The following is an 18,180-nucleotide window of genomic DNA, read 5'->3' as shown; positions in this document are numbered from 1 at the left end:
GAATTACCCCTTTGTTCCGCCGGCTGTCAAACCGGACACAAAGTTCTTTTGGAGAAAAAAGAATAGAACGCATATCGGCAGTGCGGCAAGGATGGCACCAGCCGCAAATAGAGCTACTTTTTGCTGCTGCGGATTAGAAATAAAGGATTGTAATCCTACAGCAATGGTCAGCCTTTCCGGTGAGCGAAGCAAAAACTTTGCCAGCAAATAATCGCCAAACGGTGCCATAAATGCCCAAAGCGCTTGTACCGCGAGCATTGGCTTAACAAGCGGCAGAACAATTGAAGCGAAAATCCTCAGATGTCCCGCTCCGTCAATTCGCGCGGCTTCATCAATTTCTCTCGGCACAGTATCAAAATAACCTTTCATCAGCCACGTGTTCATCGGAATTCCGCCGCCGATATAGATCGCTGTTAAAAACCAGTATTGATCGAGTGCGCCTATCAGCATCGCCAAGACATAAAAAGCAGTCAGCGCCGCCATTGTCGGCACCATTTGAATGATTAAAAAGAATATCAGGCTCTTTTTTCTGCCTGCAAACCGATAGCGGCTGTACGAGTACCCGGCAAGTGTCACGATTGTAACCTGCAAAACCATGACCGATAGCGCGATGACAAGTGTATTGCTGTACCAATTGAGATAAAGCGTTTCGTCAAATAGCCGCTTAAAATGATCCAACGTCCAAGAACCCGAAAAATCGAGCTGAAAAGCCGCCGAATTTCCCACACGGAAGGCTGATGATGCCGTAATCAGCAACGGATATATAATGACAATACTTAAAAGCGTCAAAAATAAATACGTACAGATTTTATTAAGCATTCTGGCAGTGCTCGCGTTCACCTACATAACCTCCTCATTGCCAAAAGCATTCGATTTTTTGAAAGCAATCAGTGAAATTCCAATGACAATTAAAGAAATTAACAGTGTCACAGCCGCCGCAACGGAATATTGGGGTGATGTGCCTGTTGTCAGTTTATAAATCCACGAAATTAAGATATCGGTCGATCCGGCCCCGGCTCCCGCACTGCCTGGCCCTCCCTCATTAAATAAATAGATGATCGAGAAATTATTGAAATTAAACGTATACTGAGTAATCATCACGGGTGCTGTGGCAAATAAAATCATCGGGAATGTAATATGCCGAAAACGCTGAATAAAAGTGGCCCCGTCAATCTTTGCCGCTTCATACAATTCACCTGGAATCGCCTGAAGCACTCCCGTTACCATGACATAAATATATGGAAAGCCGAGCCACGTCTGAATCATAATGAGGGCTGTCTTTGTCCAGAAAGGATCAGTCTTCCACGCGATCGCAGGCAGCTCAAGAAACGGCAGGTGATTGAATAATGGTATCACCTGTGCATTCACCGCTCCTATGCTGTCGTTAAACATGTTGGAAAAACTCATGATTGTAATAAACGCCGGAACAGCCCATGGAAATAAGAAAATCATTCGAAATATCCGCTTGCCTTTTATAAAATCCTGATTGACGAAAAGTGCCGTCACAATACCTAAAATGATTTGCAGCGTTGTTGCACAGATTGTCCAGATAACCGTCCAGCCCAGTACATTCACAAATGTTTCACGATAGGAGCCAAGGAAAAAAATATTTAAGAAATTTTTAAACCCGACCCAGTCAATCAGACGATTAGGCGGAATATGATAAAAATCATAGTTTGTTAATGCAACAAACAGAGTCACCAAAACCGGAAAAATAATCACAAACACCATCATGATATATGCCGGAAGTGTAAATAGATATGGAAACCCTTTATCGCCCGCATGACAGATCATATCCTTGGCTGTTGTATTGACTTCCAAACCCGCCGCTTTCATAGCGGCGGTCTTACGCGAATCATGGATATTAAAGATATAGAACATGAGGAAAATCACCGTCACGATCAATTGCAGCGTGCCTTCAATCAGCATAAACAGCGAGTGATCTTCACCGGGAACACTTCCCAATGTCATCAATCCGGTTAGCGCCTGTATACCGAAAACGCATAATTCAAAAGCAAACAAGCCTGTGATGGCAAGAAATAAGAGCCCCTTTGACAATTGCTGATTCGCAATCTGCCCAAGTCCTGGAATGATCGATAAAAGCCCTGCCTTTCGTTTTTGCTTTGCAAGTGTGTGATGTTTATTCATTTTTTCCGCCCTCTATTCTTCCGGACGCTATCCCGCCGTTTTATTTCACATACTTTTCTTTAATATTTTCCTTTATGACGTTTACAGCATCATTCGCTGATGTTTGTGTCGATTTTTTTCCTGAAGCTGCATCAAAAATTAAACTTTCCGCTCCTGTCCATACTTCAGCCATTTCCGGAATATTTGGAGTCGGCGTTGCTGTTTCATATTGTTTAATTACAGCTGACGTCAGTTCATTCTTTTGCTCATCGGCTTTCTTCCTTGCAGCCGTGTTGGCCGGAACTTCGTTTGTATCCTCATAAAAAGCGTAAGCATTGGCATCATTTGCAGCATACTCAAGCCATTTTTCAGCCAGCTCGGGCTCTTTTGTATATTTCGAGGCAACCCAGCCCTTCCCGCCAGCAAAAGGGGCGTATTCTTCTCCATTTGGCAATGTCGGAATGGGAGCCGCTCCGTAGTTCAATTTAGCCTCTTTATAGTTGGCAGCTGACCAAGGACCGCCAATGATCGCGGCCGCTTTGCCTTCTAAAAACATCTGCTGAATAAAGTCTTCTGCGCTTGAATTGTCTTGCATTCCTTTCGGCCAATATGTTTCAAACCATTTCTCCGCATATTTCACCGCTTCTACAGCTCCTTTATTGTTCAGGCCGATGTCCCCGGAATCTGTGCCGTTTTTTCCAAACACATATCCGCCGTATCCAGCCAATAAGCCGTACGACATATAAAAGTCAGTCCATTTTGCTAAAAATCCGGTTGATTTTCCTTTTTCCGAAGCAAACGCGAATCGAGGATCTTCCGTTAACTTTTCAAGGTCTTTAAATGTTTTTGGCGCTGTTTTTAAAAGATCTTTGTTGTAATACAAAATAAGTGTCTCAATGACTAGCGGCATTCCGTACACTTTGCCGTCAACTGTCACCTGCTGCATTTCTTTATCACCAAAGCTTTTTGTATGAGATGGCTTAATGTCAAGCAAATGTCCTTGCTGTCCCAAACCGCCGATCCGGTCATATGCAGCAAGCATAACATCAGGCGCATTACCCGCCGGGCCATCAAGAGGAAGCGCCTCCAACTGTTCGAACATTTGCTTTTCAACAATTTTTACTGTGACATCATTCTCTTTTTCGAACTTTGTTTTTATGCTTTCAATGTATTCTTTATACGTTTCTTCGACAGACACAGTCAGCACCTTTTTGCCATCAGCGCTTGCTGGATTTTTTGAACTTGAGCAGGCGGCAAGGCCGATTGCCAGAAATGATGCCGCCAATATGGCGAACCCCTTTTTAAAAAGAACCATCTCTTTTCCCCCTTCTATTTACGAAACTATAACAATTGTATTGTCCTAGAGAAAGCGGTTACAACAACTTTCGATTTGTTACCGATAACAGAATGTTATACAGGGGCGGCAGCACTCAAAATCAAAAATTCTCCCGGCTGAACGGCAATGACATCGTGATGCTGAAGCGGCTGCTCTGTCCATGCATCACAGATCCTCTTATTCCTTTCAATATTCAAATCCAGTAAACTGACATGTTGAACCGCATTCCCTTGATTAAAGAAATAAATCAGTATTTTTTCATCAAGAGTCCGTGAAAAGCTAATAAAATCGTTTTGGTCATCCAGCAGATTCCACTCAAGATGTCCTTCAGTCAATAAAGTGTTTTCCTGCTTGCGTAAAGCAATTAACCGTTTCATAAATTGCAGCATGTCTTGGTTTTGCTTCTCTTTTTCCCAAACCATACATTTTCGGCATAATGGATCATTTTCGCCGTTCAGCCCGATTTCCGTTCCGTAATAAATGCATGGTGAGCCTGTCTGGGCAAACATAAAGGCCAGCAACGCGCGTGCTTTCTTCTCATCATTGCGGCATCTGGTCAAAAGGCGCTTTGTATCATGGCTATCCAGTAAATTAAACATCACCTCATTGGCCTGCTTCATTCCATTCATCAAATGTGCATTGACACGGTGAGCCATACGTGAAGCTGAGATCGTCTGGTCAGCAAAGTATTCAATCATAGGCTCTGTAAAAGGGTAATTCATCGCCGCATGAAATTCATCCCCTCTAAGCCAGGGTTCGGCAGAATGCCAGATCTCACCTAAAATATAAACATCAGGCTTTTCAGTAGATACAGCCTGCCTAAATGTCTTCCAAAAAGCGTGATCCACTTCATTTGCGACATCCAAACGCCAGCCGTCAATGTCAAATTCGCGAATCCAGTACAAAGCAATATCAAGCAAATATTTCTGCACCTCGGGATTAGCCGTGTTTAGCTTCGGCATATCAGCTGTAAAAGCAAACCTGTCATAATTGTCGTCTGTGACGGGAAAAGAGTGAATATGGAACCAGTCTTTATAGCGGGATTGATCTCCGTTTTTGACGACATCCTGCCATTGCGGAGACGCGCTTCCTATATGGTTAAAAACCGCATCAAGCATAATTCTCATCCCCCGCTGATGCAGCTGGCTGACCAATGTACGAAAAAGCTCAGGATCCCCGAAATGCGGATCAATAGAAAAGTAATCCAGCGTGTCGTATTTATGATTAGAAGGCGCGGAAAAGATCGGTGTCAGATAAATGCCGTTCACCCCTAAATCCTCTAAATAATCAAGCTTGTCAACAATTCCTTGTAAATCCCCTCCAAAAAAATCATTGACGCCCGGGTCCTTGCTCCCCCACGGCAATGCATTCTTCGGTGACAAGTCTTCTCTTCCATTTGCAAAACGCTCCGGAAAAATTTGATACCAAACCGTTGACTTGACCCATTCAGGCGCTTGAAATGTATCAGCCTCGTGAACAAACGGAAATTTAAAGTAATAATGAATCGTTTCCAGTGTTTTTTCGTTATAAGGGCATACACCCGAACTTCCGAAAAAGATGTCTTCATGATCGTCTGTTACAACAAACGCATATTGTAAACGCCTAAATGGCGGCACCACTTCAGCAAACCAATAGTCATGCATTTCTGTAGCAGCAATTTTCCTCATCGGCTGCTCGTTTGCCGACCACTTGCCGTCGTTGTACTCATAGGGATCACCCCAAATGAATCGAATGTGATCTGCATCACCTTTTTTTGTCCGAATCTTGATATGCACAGCCCGCCCATCATAAGAATAAGCATCTGTGCTGAATGGCTGGTGGTGAATCGCTGCATATTCCATCATGTTTCCCCCTTTGATTTCCGTTTTATTGAAGCCGGCTCATAGTTTGAAAGTATCATGATGAAATTGTGGGAACAATCCTTTTCACCCTGTTACCGATAACAGAATAAGGCGCTTACAGCGTTGATTCTCGTACAATTAACTCTGGTTCAAAAAATAGACTTCCTTGTGCAGCACCGTCTTCATTCATTTTTTTCAGCAACATTTTCGCACAGGCTTCCCCCATTTCAACAACAGGCTGTCTGACCGTAGTCAAGCGCGGCGAGGAGATGCGATCAAGAAACACACCGTCATTCCCGGTAACCGCAACGTCTTCCGGAATTCTCTTTCCAAGGGATTGCGCCGCACGAATGACGCCGAGCGCGATTCGATCAGATGCGCAGACAAATGCGGCTTGATTGTCCATGGATTTCAGCAGTTCTCTTGCAAGGCCCTCACTTTTCTTAGAACTGTTGTCGATCCGAAACATATTCGATTTTTTAAAGCTTTTATTCATCGCCCGTATATACCCCTGTTCTCTTGCACGTTCGAAAGGCTCATCTAAATCAATGCCAAAAAAGACAACTTCCCGCTCCCCCAGCCCCATAACATGGCGGGTTGCCATAAAAGTGCCTTTCTCGTTATTCACATCGATAAAGTCATAGCCCATTTCATTTTGTCCAAATACGACGAGCGGCTTCTCAAACGCTTTTATTACACCTTCAAAATCGTTCTTTCTCAAGCCGGTGGCAATAATGCCGTCACATTGGCCAATATTAAGAGAATTTCTTGTCACAAGCTGGAGAGCATAGTGATTGCGATCCAGCTCCCTGCTGATTCCTGTCAGCAGGTTCATGTAATATGGTTCTGTCGTATCCATTTCCTCAAGTATCAATAGTTTCACAACCTGTGTTCTGTTTTGCACGAGCGCTCTCGCCGCATAATTAGGGATGTAATTCAGCTCTTTCATCGCAGAATGAACAAGCTTTTTCAATTCATCTGTCACCGTCTCAGGGTGATTGATCACTCGTGATACCGTCATTTTCGAAACATTTGCTTTTTTTGCCACATCTGACAATGTTGCCATTTTCATCCCCTCCTTATCTGTGCTTATTATCCAAACTAGTGATAAAGTCCTCTATTACTGTTAAATATACGATGCAGGCAAAAGAGAAATAAAAAAGAGATTTCCCTTAAGGAAACCTCACTTTGTTAAAAACTCTCGATTTTTCATGGATTCATACGCTAGGTGGCAGACTCATTCTCTCCACTTCCATGAGAAAGTCTCTTTTTTAAATTTCTGTCCACTTTTTTTCTAAAATCGGATAAGAATAATTTTGCATTTGCTCAATTAACTCATCCGGCCGTGACGAGCTGTGAATCAGTTTTAGGTGCGATTCGTTAGAAAACCCTTCTTGAATGCTGTATTTCACCATTTTCATCATTGGTTCAAAATATCCGTTTACATTGTACAGTCCGATTGGCTTTTGGTGGATGCCGATCTGTGCCCAGCACAGCACTTCAAATAATTCTTCATATGTACCAAAGCCGCCCGGCATCGAGATAAAGCCGTCCGCCAGCTCGCTCATTTTAGCCTTTCGTTCATGCATCCCGTTTACTTCAATCAGCTCAGTCAGATTCTGATGGACAACCTCCCCGCTGAACAAACCGCTCGGCATGACCCCGATTGCAGTTCCGCCGTTTTCCATAATCGCGTCGGCAATCGTGCCCATCAAGCCGACGCGGGAGCCCCCATAGACAAGGCCGATTCCCTGCTCAGCCATATACACGCCAAGCTCTGCCGCTTTTCTTTTATACGCTTCATTTCCCCCAGGGTTTGATCCCGCAAATACACAAATGGTTTTCATCTTGTCATCTCCGCATCTATATATCGTGTTAAACATTCAAAAACACACTATATATTGTCCCATCTTCATGTGATAATATCAATATGAAATACATAAAGAATGCAGGAGTGATGAGGTTGCAGCTGGCTGATGCAGAAAAATGGATGAAAGAGTTTTACGAAAAAAGAGGCTGGACAGAATACGGACCTTTTATTCGCGTCGGCTTTTTAATGGAGGAAGCCGGAGAATTGGCCCGGGCTGTCAGGGCGTATGAAATCGGCAGAGACCGGCCGGATGAGAAAGAATCGTCACGCGCTGAGCAAAAACAAGAATTGATTGAAGAAATGGGAGATGTCATCGGAAATATCGCCATTCTTGCTGATATGTATGGTGTCTCTTTAGAAGACGTCATGAAGGCCCACCAAGAAAAACTGACAAAACGATTTGAGCATGCATAAAAAAGCGGCCGCGATGGCCGCTTTTTTTAACCTGTGATTTCATCATGGTGATCAAAGAAATGCTGCTTTCCTATTTTGTGAAAAAGGCCTGTTTTATGCAGCAGCTCCTTTGGCTGCGATTGCAATCCTACAATCATCAGCTTTCCATTGTGGCGTTTAATCCGATTCATAATGTTCCCAAGCACCGCTTCAGCTGACGTATCCATATAGTGCACCTTATTCATGAGCAGAATGAGGGTTTTCGGTTTTTTCTGTACATGCTCCAGCAATGACGATTCAAGGGAATCAATTGATCCGAAAAACAACGGTCCTTCTATGGCATACATGCTGACAGATGGATCTTCTCTCTTCGCCAGAACAGGATGCGATTCCTGATTGTGGATGCGGGTCGCTTCGCTCATTCTTCTGATAAAGAACACAAATGCAAGCAGCAATCCGGTTGCCACACCGATGATTAAGTCAAACAGAACCGTAAGGGCGAAGGTCGCCGCCAAAATAAAGGAATCAGCGTTTTTCAGTCTCAGCATGTTTGCGACTTCCTTGCGCTCACTCATATTCCATGCGACCACCATGAGAATCGGTGCCATACTGGCGAGCGGCACATGGGACGCATAAGGCGCAAATACAAGCAGGACAAGGAGAACGACTACGCCGTGAACGACGCCGGAAACTGGGGAAACCGCTCCGTTTTTTATATTGGTCGCCGTTCTCGCAATCGCTCCTGTAGCCGGGATTCCGCCAAACAGGGGCGCTGCCATATTCGCAATTCCCTGGCCGACAAGCTCCTTATTGCTGTCATGCTTTGAGCCCTTCATGTTATCAGCGACCATTGCGGACAAAATCGACTCAAGTCCTCCAAGAAGCGCGATGACAAGCGCAGCCGGAAACAGCATAACCATTTTATCCAAAGTAAGCTCAGGAAACTGAAATTCAGGCAAATGGCGGGGGATTTCTCCATAAGTTGACCCAATCGTTGCCATGCGGTCAGGGAAAAAGACAACCGCGACCACTGTGGAAATAAGAAGCGCCAACAAAGCGCCCGGCACTTTAGGCATCACCTTGGCGGATACAAGCAAAATGACGAGCCCGATCACAGCTGTCAAAATGGCATATACGTTAAAGGTGCCGAGCTGCTGTACAATTTCAAACATGTTGTGGTGAAAGTTCTCATGTTTTTCAACATTTCTCAATCCGAGAAAATTAGCGATTTGTTCCGTAAAGATCAGCACGGCAATTCCGGCTGTAAAACCGACGATAACGGGTTTAGGCACGAATTTCATTATTTTTCCGAGCTTAAACAGCCCAAACAGCACCAGCATTACCCCTGCCATAAACCCTGCGATCAGCAGATTCTCTAATCCGTACTGCATGATAATGCCGAACAGTATCGGGACAAAGGCGCCTGTCGGACCGCCAATTTGATATTTAGATCCCCCGAACAAAGAGATACAAATCCCCGCTATAACAACAGTGTACAGCCCGTATTCGGGCTCGACTCCCGAGGCAATGGCAAACGCCATTCCTAAAGGAATTGCCACGACACCTACTACGATACCTGCAATTAAGTCTTTCTGAAATTTCTGTAAATTGTATCCCTTGAATCTCCCTGAGAATCGCATATTTTGTTATAACCTCCCTTATGAGTGATTGTTTATTAGCTCAGTTTCATAACCGTTAATGACCACATCAAGTTTTCCTGTTTCAGGGTGAATGACAAGCCCGTGAACCGGCACTTTTTTCGGAAGCAGCGGATGGTTCTTAATCATGTTCACACTGTGGGAAACGCTTTCTTCCACGCTGTGAAAACCAGTCAGCCACGTTTTCAAATCGAGTCCGGCACTCGTCAGCAAATTCAGGCAGCTATCCTCCACCCCGCGTTCCTTTGCTTTCTCAAGAATCGAGGACGCATTCAGCCCTGACATTCCGCATTCATGATGGCCGACAATGCATACCTCTTCAGCCTGCAATTCATAAATCGCGACCAGTATGCTTCGCATCACGCTTCCAAATGGGTGAGAAACGATGGCTCCCGCGTTTTTTACAATTTTAGCATCACCGTTTTTAAGCCCCATTGCTTGCGGAAGAAGTTCTGTAAGCCTTGTATCCATACAGGTGACAATGACGAGCTTTTTCGAAGGAAACTTTGTCGTTTTGTACGGTTCATACTTCTTCTCACTGACAAACCGCTGATTGTGTTCCAAAATTGATGTTAAAGAAACCATTTGATTCATCTCCCATCCATATGATTTTGCAAGCCTTCTTACCCAGCTTACAGTAAGGAATTATAGCATAGGAATAAGCCAAGAAAAGGCTTTCAAAAAAAGACACTATAATTGGACTGTAGAATCAAAACATAAACATTTATATCTTTCAAAGATAATAAAATTTATATTTAATGAATCCTATAATCCGGCTGCAGCTCGCATATTGATGATTTGTCTGACAAAAAATATGGGTGAATTCTGATAATTAAAAAACTTTTTTAAGCAGATATAGCTGTTCGATCTTCATTTTAAGTTCAAAAGAACCAGAAACTAAAAAAACGCAGCTATATTTTTAACACCTATTTATTTTCGATATAATGAAATAGACAACAGCCATAAAGGGGGAGCCTTGTTGAAACCATTTGTATTTATCACAAAACCGATTCCTGAAGAGATTGAAGCATTCATCGGTGAACATTGCCGTTATGAAGTATGGCAGGAGGATACGCTTCCGAGTGACGTGCTATTTGAAAAATTAAAAGAAGCGGAGGGACTTTTAACATCAGGGACGTCCGGGCCGTCAATCAATCGTGAGTTGCTGGAACACGCGCCTAAGCTCAAAGTGGTCAGCAACCAATCAGTAGGCTACGATAACTTCGATATAGAAGCAATGAAAGAAAGAGGAGTCGTCGGGACTCATACACCTTATACACTGGATGACACAGTTGCAGATCTGGCTTTTTCACTGATTCTGTCTTCCGCCAGACGTGTTGCCGAACTGGACCGTTTTGTCAGAGCAGGAAAATGGGGAACCGTGGAAGAGGAAGCGCTTTTCGGAATTGATGTTCATCATCAAACGTTAGGCATTATCGGCATGGGCAGAATTGGAGAACAAGCAGCGAGACGCGCCAAATTTGGTTTTGATATGGAAGTGCTTTATCATAACCGACATCGCAAACAAGAAACAGAAGACAGCATCGGCGTTAAGTATGCAGAGCTTGATACATTGCTGGAGCAATCTGATTTTATTCTTCTCATTACGCCGCTGACTGATGAAACCTATCACATGATAGGAGAACGCGAATTTAAGTTGATGAAGGATTCAGCAATTTTCGTCAATATTTCCCGGGGAAAGACAGTTGATGAAAAAGCACTGATTCGCGCTCTTCAGGAAGGCTGGATCAGGGGAGCCGGCTTAGATGTATACGAAAAAGAGCCTGTCACCCAAGATAATCCGCTCCTGCAGCTGGATAATGTCACGCTGCTTCCTCATATCGGTTCAGCAACAGCTAAAGTGCGCTTCAACATGTGCAAACAGGCCGCCGAAAATATGCTCGCAGCGATCCAAGGGCAAACACCGAAAAATCTTACAAGAGAATTTCAATAAATCAAAAATCCGGTCTGATAACAGACCGGATTTCATATTACATACGCTGAAGAACAGCACGCTTATAAATATGACGGGTGACGATATAATAAAGAGCCTGGAATACAAAATAAATGAAGATGACAATTACGGCCTCAAGAAATAAATTGGAATTCAGCATATTACTTAACGCTGCATACGCAAAGCCCGCGTGAATCGTACCTGCGATAAATGGGATGAAGAATAAAAATCCTATTTGCTTTCCAAGGATCGAGTGAATCTCTTTGTCCGTAACCCCTATCCTCTTTAACGCTAACACCTGCACTCTCGTATCTTCTATTTCCGTAAACATCCGCAAATACAGCATGCTTCCTTGCACGATAAAAAACAGCACGCTGACAAACAGACCAATAAACAGCATTAATGCAACTCCCTGCTTCACAATTTGATAACTAGGAGCACGTGTTTGAAAATCAGATGTATGTTCTTTCGGCACCATGTTTTCAAGCTTTTCAGAGACATCCACCGTCTCCTGCCAATGCTCAAGCTCATAACCTACCATTCTCATCTGTTCCTTCAGCGGCACATCCTGTGACAGACTGTCAAAGCTCTTTTCGCTGACAACCAATAAACGGCTGACTCCATCGACAGACATCAATATCCCTTTGTTTTGCTGCTTTTTCATGACATAGGAAAGGGTTTTTCCTGACTTCATATGAAATGCTGCTGTTTCCCCTTCTCCAAATGTGTCTTTCACCATCATTTGAAAAGAAACATTAATAAATGCTTCATTTTCTTGTAAATGAATAACTGGGAACCCTTTTTCCTTTGCGACTTGATTATAGACTTTTTCTGAAATCAGCAAAGCTTCAGCTTCCATCTTCTTATTTCCATACGGCAAGTCTGACTGAAAAGTGACAGGAATCCCTGTGGCATCCACCTTATACTTGATAACAGCATGAGCTTTTTTCAATGTATTCTCAGCTGTCTCAGGCTTCATGACCTGAAAGCGGGAAGCATCCTTTTCCACCCAGGAAACAGACTGAGGAATGCTTTGCTCCTCCTGCCTTTGTAAATCGGAATAAAACATATAGATGACACCTGTAGCTGTTAGTATGACCGCTGTAATGACAGAGGTTAAAAACAGCATGCGTGCATGATCCTTCAGCCTGAATATCATGTTGGAACGCACAATGATATTCGTGCCTTTGTAGAAGCTGTGTTTCTTTCGGTACAGCATGCGGAAAAACGCCACACTGCTTTGTGTAAAAAAGAAATACGTGCCAACTAACACTAAAATCAAAATTGGAAATACCCGAAACATCATGTCAATGGCATTGGCTGTTGCAGATAGATAATAACCGCTGCCAAGACATAGCAAAGACAATACAGTGAGCCATTTCGAATAAACCGGCAAACTTTTCGGCTTTTTGGCCGATTTAATCAGTTCAATGATTTCCAGCTTCCGAATCCGTCCCAGTGATAAAATGAGCAGCGTCTGAAACAGGATGAGAAAGCCGGCAATTGTCATCACAAACGCTTTCGGCACAATGGCAAACGAAATCGGCACCTTCACGCTGAGCATCCATGTCATAATCATAAAAAACAGTTTTGAAAATAACAGGCCTGCTCCAATGCCGGCCGCAATCGCCGCAAGAGAAATAAGTGACTGCTCATAATAAATCATCTTGCGAAGCTGCTGCTTTGATGTGCCAAACAGTGTCAGCAGCCCAAACTCTTTCTTTCTTGCCTGCAAAAACGCTGAATTGGAATATGTGATGAAAAATATACAAAACACAATGATGACGACAAGAGCTGCGCTCAAGCATGTTTTGACAAGGCTTCCGCCATATATATTGTCTTCATTGACATCAGGATGAAAAATAAATGATGTGAAGACAAAAAACACCGAAACGGCAAACACACAGCTTAAAAAGTAGGCCACATACCGTTGCAGATTCCCAAGAATGTTTTTACGGGCGATAGTTCTCAAATTCATGAAAATCGCCTCCCAACACACTCAAGGTATCCAATATACTTTGATAAAACACCTGCCTGTTTGTTCCTCTGTGAATCTCTGAAAAGAAACGTCCGTCTTTAATAAAAACAATTCGTTTACAGAAACTTGCTGCTGTGGCATCATGCGTAACCAACAGAATCGTCGCTTCCTTTTCCTCATTCAGCTGAGCCAGTGTGTTCATCACTTGCTTTGCCGATTTTGAGTCGAGGTTTCCTGTCGGTTCATCGGCAAGGATGAGCGCCGGATTGTGAATAATCGCTCTGGCACAGGCTGCCCGCTGCTGCTGTCCGCCCGAAACCTCATATGTGCGATGATCGAGAATGTGCTTGATTTGCAGCGTATCCGCCAGTTCATCCAATCGGGCTTCCATTTCTCTCAGCTTTACCTTATCCAATGCGAGCGGCAAGAGAATATTTTCACGAATCGTCAGCGTATCAAGCAGATTAAAATCCTGAAAGACGAAGCCGAGTTCTCTTCTGCGAAACAAAGCCAGCTCTTGGTCCTTTAACGTTTTCGGCTGAATGCCGTTGATCATCATCTCGCCCTGGGTCGGCTTATCAATGGTAGCCAGCAAATTCAAAAGCGTGGTTTTTCCGCTTCCCGACGGCCCCATAATCCCGACAAATTCCCCTTTTGACACACTGAGATCAAAGGCGCTGAGCGCTTGGTATGATATTGTTCCTTTATTTGAATAGTACGTTTTCGATAGGTTCGTTGTTTGCAACACGTTCATGTTCTGCTCCTCCTTTTTCTTTATTATAAAAAGGAAGTCAGCATCCTCCCATCGAACTTTCTTGCAATTCCGCTCCCCAACCTTACAATGCTGTCACATTCACGAGGGTGTCACTTGAAAACACGATGGTCATCACAGTGCCAGCCCCTTCTTTTGATTCCGCATACAGCTTATGGCCGAGACGGCTGCACACCTGTTTTGCTAAATAAAGGCCCATTCCAGTTGCCTCTTTCATGGTTCGTCCGTTTTCTCCGGTAAAAAACGCGTCAAAAATCCGCGGCAGATCCTGTGGCGGTATGCCGATTCCTTCGTCGGCAACCGACAATCGCGTCTCATGTCCCTGTGTTTCAATCCGGATTGTAATAGGGTCTCCCACACCTTGCTTTGAATATTTTAAGGCGTTGAAAAGGATTTGCTCGACAACAAAGGAAAGCCACTTTTGATCACTGGAAATCTGAACGGCATTTGGCGGCACATGTAATGTTGGAAAAAGGCGCCGTTTAATAAACTGACGTTTTTCCTGATTGATCAGTGAACGAACCATTTCTGCCAAATCAAAGGTTTGCGGCTTTACATCAAATGCAAATTCCTCCAGCCGAGCCGTTTGCAGCATCATATCAAGACCGTAACGAAATCTCTCATTCTCATCCTCCAGCTCCTCTAAGAACGTCGGAAAAGAGGATGAGGTTCCGTTTTTTCCTTCCTGAATCATTAAGGATATGACGGATACCGGTGTTTTCATATGGTGGACCCATTGGTTGGTGAAGGTGTAATGCTGTTTTTGCTGATTGATATATTGTGAGAGCCTGCTTTCGTATTGCTGCCCGAGTGCGTTGATCATCTTCGTCCAAAGCACTTGCTCTCCTGTTCTTGGCTTTCTGGCTTTCAAAGACTGTCCGATGTCATTCGAAGAAGAGGCTTGTTCTGCAAGCTTTTTAACATATGTGAGAAAGGAAATTTGCCGAACATAATCAACAGCAAAACCTGCGGCTAAAAGAGTACCGGGCAAAATCCATATGTACATCATATTTTCTTTGGAAGGTTCTGCGCCGCTCTCTACAATGCTTAAATACGCAATCAGCATGGCGGACCCTATCCCTAATAATGAAAATAGAATAATGGCTAAGCGGTCGATGAGATAAGTCTTTAACACTCCGCTTCATCCTTCCGATTGACTTGAAATTGATAGCCTTGTCCTCTGATTGTGGAAATGCAATCTGTCAGTCCTGCATTCTCCAGTTTTCTCCGCAGCCGGTTGACATTGACCGTTAACGTATTGTCATCGACAAAATCAACGTCATCCCATAACGCCTCCAATAGTTCATCACGAGAGACAATTTTTTTATGCTCCCTCACAAAAATAGAGAGAAGCTGAAATTCTTTTTGGGAAAACAGAATACGGACGCTGTTCCATTCGGCCTCATTTTGATCAGGATAAATCGTCAGCCCGCCAAGCTCCACTATTCTAGATTCCTGCGGCAAAGAGGGCGAGTATTCACCATATGTGCGGCGCAGGACGCTTTTGATTTTGGCCATCACTACCTCTAAATGGAACGGTTTTGTGATATAATCATCGCCGCCATTTTCAATCGCCATTACCTGATTCAGCTCATCGGTCCGTGCCGATATAAAGATAATCGGCGCATTGGAAATGGTACGGATTTGCCTGCACCAATAAAACCCGTCAAAAAAAGGCAGGTTGATATCAAGCAGCACAAGATCAGGCTTCATTTCTGCAAATTCCAATTTTATATCATTCAGCTGTTCAGCAATTTTCACTTCATATCCGTATTTTTGAAGATGACCGCCCAGCAAAGAAGCAATCCGCTCATCATCTTCCACAAGCAAAATCCGATACACGTTGATCCCCCTTATATGTACATCACGATGATTTTTCTAGAAGATTCCAAAATTATTATAGCATGTGCGGAATAGTAAATCGGTCTTTTTCTTTTTGTTATGATAGAATGATAAAGGTAAAATTTTCATAATAGGCAGGTGTCGTGATGAAGAAAATCATGCTGTTTCTGGCAATGACGTCAATTCTTTCAGCATGTCAGCCCAACTATACCGGGAAATACATAGAAATTGGGGATACACTAACTGACTATACCAAAGAGTGTTTTAAAGAGAATGAAATTCCTTATAAATACGAAAAGGGAAAACTGTATATCCCAGAAGATGCATTTGATACAGCGATCTACACTTGTTCATAAGAAAAAGCTTGCAGATAACCTGCAAGCTTTTCACGTTACAAAAAATGAGTATTTAATTTCTCTTCAAATCCTGAAGGGCCGATGTCGCTTTTTTGAATGTCACCGCCGTTTTCATGAATCGTAAAATGGCGCTCTGACATGACCATCCTTCCGCTCGGCGTCAGCTTTGAGGCAAGCAGGGATTTGTTAAAAGGAGATTTTTCATGAGAGTGAATGATGTCCTTCATGTTATCTAAATCACCGAGATCACTCTCTTCAAGAGTAAAGGCGTACCCGATTTGCCAGCCTTCTCCCTTGTCCATCAGCAGAACATGGCTGCCCTTTTCTGTCTCTTCTCTTTTGATTCGGAATGACCCGACTGGTGACTGTACCGTTTCTCCGGAAAGCGGTATCGGCTGGAGCGCCAGGTTGATGCCGAAACCGATATCAACGAGGTAATCGCCGTTTTCCGCAGACAGCCATACAGCAGCATGCGTCCCTTCTAGTGCCCATCCCTCTTGATTGCCTGCATAAACCGTTCCTCGAATGAGCTTCACGTGAAACCCGGCCTCACGCAAGACAAAATAAAGGAAACCATTTAGATCGTAGCATAGGCCGCCGTGCTGATCTTTGAGCAGACGTCGCCATAGCTCTTCTTTTGTGATCTTATAATTCTCTTTTGCAAGTACGGCACGGTTTTCGAATGGAAAACGGTATGCCATTGCTTTGAGAAAAAGGGGAAGATCGCCGAAGCTGACATGATCTTTCTCCCAGCCAATTTTCTGAAAGCAGTCTTTTAGAAAGTCACTCATTTTTATCACCTAAACTTCTTCTTGAACGTAAGCAGCCAGCTTCTCCAGCGCCTCTTGTTCATCTTCTCCCTGGGCAATCAAGGTAACCTCAGTGCCTGTGCTTACCGCAAGGCTCATCAGCCCCATGATGCTTTTGGCGTTTACTTTTTTCCCATCCTTCTCAAGAAACACATCTGACGTAAACCGGTTTGCTTCTTGTACAAACAAAGCAGCAGGACGTGCTTGCAGTCCTGTCTTTAATCGAACTTCCACTTTCTGTTGAACCATAAGATCTCCCCTTTTCTTTACGGTTATTTTAAAGTGACGGTTTGCCCTGTCCGCAGCTGTTCTGCGATTTCGTCAAGTTTTCTCAGCCTGTGATTGATCCCTGATTTGCTGATTTTCCCGCTTGCTACCATTTCCCCCAGCTCTTTCAGCGTCACTTCCTGATAATCAATCCGAAGCTGCGCAATTTCCCGAAGTTTTTCAGGCAGCGCCTCCAGGCCGATTCTTTCATCGATGTATTTAATATTTTCCACCTGTCTCAGCGATGCGCCGATCGTTTTGTTTAAGTTGGCTGTTTCACAATTGACGAGGCGGTTGACCGAATTTCTCATGTCCCGAACGATTCTGACATCCTCAAATCGCAGAAGCGAATTGTGAGCACCGATTACGTTTAGAAACTCTGTAATCTTTTCAGCCTCTTTTAAATAGGTAATGTAGCCTTTTTTCCGTTCAAGCGTTTTGCTGTTTAACTGAAACTCATTTAACAGGTCACATAATGAATCGTTATGCTCCTTATAAAGAGAGAAGATTTCTAAATGATACGAGGAGGTTTCCGGGTTATTGACCGAACCTCCTGCCAAAAATGCTCCTCTCATATAAGAACGCTTGCAGCATCTCTTTTTGACCAGCTCTTTCGAAATACTTCGTTCAAACACAAAATTCTCCCCGAGTATTTTTAAATCCTCTAAGATCGCTTTTGCATTTTCTGAAAAACGCACAATATAGACGTTATTCTTTTTCAGCCGCATTTTCTTTCTGACCAGCAGCTCGACCGACACATCATATTGTTTTTTCAGCAATGTATAGATGCGGCGGGCAATCGCCGCGTTTTCGGTTTGAACATCGAGTACGAGATGGCGGTTTGTAAATGATAAAGCTCCATTCATCCGAATGAGTGCAGACAGCTCGGCATTAATGCAGCAGTCCTTCACTTCCAGATTCGTTAATTCTTTTTTTGTTTCTGATGCAAATGACATATAGCCACCTCATTTCAAGGC

The 18,180-nt window shown here is 43.6% G+C and carries 18 protein-coding genes; 3 read left to right on the top strand and 15 right to left on the bottom strand.

Going from position 1 to position 18,180, the window contains the following annotated elements; genetic code table 11:
• Window positions 1-3: 3 nt before the first annotated feature.
• From mdxG to BGM23_RS04405, 6 genes are all read right to left on the bottom strand, one after another.
• Entirely contained in the window at window positions 4-840 is an 837-nt protein-coding gene (gene mdxG / locus BGM23_RS04430; protein ID WP_015251161.1) for a maltodextrin ABC transporter permease MdxG, read from the bottom strand.
• Entirely contained in the window at window positions 841-2,148 is a 1,308-nt protein-coding gene (mdxF, locus tag BGM23_RS04425; protein WP_046663979.1) for a maltodextrin ABC transporter permease MdxF, read from the bottom strand.
• Window positions 2,149-2,188: 40 nt separating this feature from the next.
• Window positions 2,189-3,442, bottom strand: a complete 1,254-nt coding sequence (gene mdxE, locus BGM23_RS04420; RefSeq protein WP_015714763.1) for a maltodextrin ABC transporter substrate-binding protein MdxE — start codon at window positions 3,440-3,442, stop codon at window positions 2,189-2,191.
• A gap of 95 nt (window positions 3,443-3,537) precedes the next feature.
• Complete coding sequence (gene mdxD, locus BGM23_RS04415) at window positions 3,538-5,307, bottom strand: maltogenic alpha-amylase (RefSeq protein WP_032678700.1); 1,770 nt, start codon at window positions 5,305-5,307, stop codon at window positions 3,538-3,540.
• 112 nt (window positions 5,308-5,419) lie between these two features.
• The gene (locus BGM23_RS04410; RefSeq protein WP_029318349.1) at window positions 5,420-6,370 is read right to left on the bottom strand and encodes a LacI family DNA-binding transcriptional regulator; all 951 of its coding nucleotides are present in this window, start codon (window positions 6,368-6,370) and stop codon (window positions 5,420-5,422) included.
• Window positions 6,371-6,575: 205 nt separating this feature from the next.
• On the bottom strand, window positions 6,576-7,151 hold the full coding sequence (locus BGM23_RS04405; protein ID WP_003228180.1) for an LOG family protein: 576 nt from the start codon (window positions 7,149-7,151) through the stop codon (window positions 6,576-6,578).
• A 116-nt stretch (window positions 7,152-7,267) separates the two neighbouring features.
• On the opposite strand from BGM23_RS04405, the gene BGM23_RS04400 reads away from it, so the two are divergent.
• The gene (locus BGM23_RS04400; RefSeq protein ID WP_003242570.1) at window positions 7,268-7,588 is read left to right on the top strand and encodes a MazG nucleotide pyrophosphohydrolase domain-containing protein; all 321 of its coding nucleotides are present in this window, start codon (window positions 7,268-7,270) and stop codon (window positions 7,586-7,588) included.
• A gap of 26 nt (window positions 7,589-7,614) precedes the next feature.
• On the opposite strand, the gene BGM23_RS04395 is transcribed toward BGM23_RS04400, so the two are convergent.
• Both BGM23_RS04395 and BGM23_RS04390 read right to left on the bottom strand, forming a co-directional pair.
• The gene (locus tag BGM23_RS04395) at window positions 7,615-9,207 is read right to left on the bottom strand and encodes a SulP family inorganic anion transporter (protein WP_003228175.1); all 1,593 of its coding nucleotides are present in this window, start codon (window positions 9,205-9,207) and stop codon (window positions 7,615-7,617) included.
• 18 nt (window positions 9,208-9,225) lie between these two features.
• Window positions 9,226-9,819, bottom strand: a complete 594-nt coding sequence (locus BGM23_RS04390) for a beta-class carbonic anhydrase (protein ID WP_010886620.1) — start codon at window positions 9,817-9,819, stop codon at window positions 9,226-9,228.
• A gap of 382 nt (window positions 9,820-10,201) precedes the next feature.
• Here BGM23_RS04390 and BGM23_RS04385 point away from each other — a divergent pair, with 382 nt between their 5' ends.
• The gene (locus BGM23_RS04385; RefSeq protein WP_015251153.1) at window positions 10,202-11,179 is read left to right on the top strand and encodes a 2-hydroxyacid dehydrogenase; all 978 of its coding nucleotides are present in this window, start codon (window positions 10,202-10,204) and stop codon (window positions 11,177-11,179) included.
• Window positions 11,180-11,216: 37 nt separating this feature from the next.
• Here the strand turns inward: BGM23_RS04385 and psdB are convergent, their stop codons facing one another.
• From psdB to psdR, 4 genes are all read right to left on the bottom strand, one after another.
• Window positions 11,217-13,157, bottom strand: a complete 1,941-nt coding sequence (gene psdB, locus BGM23_RS04380) for a lantibiotic ABC transporter permease PsdB (RefSeq protein WP_029725972.1) — start codon at window positions 13,155-13,157, stop codon at window positions 11,217-11,219.
• Window positions 13,132-13,911, bottom strand: a complete 780-nt coding sequence (psdA, locus tag BGM23_RS04375; RefSeq protein WP_003228167.1) for a lantibiotic ABC transporter ATP-binding protein PsdA — start codon at window positions 13,909-13,911, stop codon at window positions 13,132-13,134. The genes psdB and psdA overlap by 26 nt, the downstream gene beginning before the upstream one ends.
• Before the next feature lie 82 nt (window positions 13,912-13,993).
• On the bottom strand, window positions 13,994-15,064 hold the full coding sequence (gene psdS, locus BGM23_RS04370) for a two-component sensor histidine kinase PsdS (RefSeq protein ID WP_029725973.1): 1,071 nt from the start codon (window positions 15,062-15,064) through the stop codon (window positions 13,994-13,996).
• The gene (gene psdR / locus BGM23_RS04365) at window positions 15,058-15,771 is read right to left on the bottom strand and encodes a two-component system response regulator PsdR (RefSeq protein ID WP_003244535.1); all 714 of its coding nucleotides are present in this window, start codon (window positions 15,769-15,771) and stop codon (window positions 15,058-15,060) included. The genes psdS and psdR overlap by 7 nt, the downstream gene beginning before the upstream one ends.
• Before the next feature lie 146 nt (window positions 15,772-15,917).
• Between psdR and BGM23_RS04360 the strand changes: the two genes are divergently transcribed.
• The gene (locus tag BGM23_RS04360) at window positions 15,918-16,127 is read left to right on the top strand and encodes a lipoprotein (RefSeq protein ID WP_003243327.1); all 210 of its coding nucleotides are present in this window, start codon (window positions 15,918-15,920) and stop codon (window positions 16,125-16,127) included.
• 35 nt (window positions 16,128-16,162) lie between these two features.
• Here BGM23_RS04360 and BGM23_RS04355 read toward each other — a convergent pair whose 3' ends face one another.
• From BGM23_RS04355 to whiA, 3 genes are read right to left on the bottom strand one after another with little or no spacing between them, the layout of a single operon-like run.
• Complete coding sequence (locus tag BGM23_RS04355; RefSeq protein WP_072692779.1) at window positions 16,163-16,927, bottom strand: arylamine N-acetyltransferase family protein; 765 nt, start codon at window positions 16,925-16,927, stop codon at window positions 16,163-16,165.
• Window positions 16,928-17,185, bottom strand: a complete 258-nt coding sequence (locus tag BGM23_RS04350) for an HPr family phosphocarrier protein (RefSeq protein ID WP_003219835.1) — start codon at window positions 17,183-17,185, stop codon at window positions 16,928-16,930. It lies immediately after the preceding gene.
• Between the two features lie 23 nt (window positions 17,186-17,208).
• On the bottom strand, window positions 17,209-18,159 hold the full coding sequence (gene whiA / locus BGM23_RS04345; RefSeq protein ID WP_003243775.1) for a DNA-binding protein WhiA: 951 nt from the start codon (window positions 18,157-18,159) through the stop codon (window positions 17,209-17,211).
• Window positions 18,160-18,180 lie beyond the last annotated feature (21 nt).

Origin of the sequence: Bacillus sp. FJAT-14266 (assembly GCF_001719225.1) — a bacterium.
In the GTDB taxonomy this organism is placed as follows: Bacteria; Bacillota; Bacilli; order Bacillales; family Bacillaceae; genus Bacillus; species Bacillus subtilis.
This window is presented reverse-complemented; position numbering and strand designations above follow the sequence as displayed.

Excerpts from the sequence above, each read along its gene's own strand:
- BGM23_RS04410 (WP_029318349.1), bottom strand. The coding sequence starts at position 6,370 with ATGGCAACATTGTCAGATGTGGCAAAAAAAGCAAATGTTTCGAAAATG.
- whiA (WP_003243775.1), bottom strand. The coding sequence starts at position 18,159 with ATGTCATTTGCATCAGAAACAAAAAAAGAATTAACGAATCTGGAAGTG.
- psdB (WP_029725972.1), bottom strand. The coding sequence starts at position 13,157 with ATGAATTTGAGAACTATCGCCCGTAAAAACATTCTTGGGAATCTGCAA.
- BGM23_RS04360 (WP_003243327.1), top strand. The coding sequence starts at position 15,918 with ATGAAGAAAATCATGCTGTTTCTGGCAATGACGTCAATTCTTTCAGCA.
- mdxD (WP_032678700.1), bottom strand. The coding sequence starts at position 5,307 with ATGATGGAATATGCAGCGATTCACCACCAGCCATTCAGCACAGATGCT.
- BGM23_RS04350 (WP_003219835.1), bottom strand. The coding sequence starts at position 17,185 with ATGGTTCAACAGAAAGTGGAAGTTCGATTAAAGACAGGACTGCAAGCA.
- BGM23_RS04395 (WP_003228175.1), bottom strand. The coding sequence starts at position 9,207 with ATGCGATTCTCAGGGAGATTCAAGGGATACAATTTACAGAAATTTCAG.
- BGM23_RS04405 (WP_003228180.1), bottom strand. The coding sequence starts at position 7,151 with ATGAAAACCATTTGTGTATTTGCGGGATCAAACCCTGGGGGAAATGAA.
- BGM23_RS04390 (WP_010886620.1), bottom strand. The coding sequence starts at position 9,819 with ATGAATCAAATGGTTTCTTTAACATCAATTTTGGAACACAATCAGCGG.
- mdxF (WP_046663979.1), bottom strand. The coding sequence starts at position 2,148 with ATGAATAAACATCACACACTTGCAAAGCAAAAACGAAAGGCAGGGCTT.
- psdA (WP_003228167.1), bottom strand. The coding sequence starts at position 13,911 with ATGAACGTGTTGCAAACAACGAACCTATCGAAAACGTACTATTCAAAT.
- mdxE (WP_015714763.1), bottom strand. The coding sequence starts at position 3,442 with ATGGTTCTTTTTAAAAAGGGGTTCGCCATATTGGCGGCATCATTTCTG.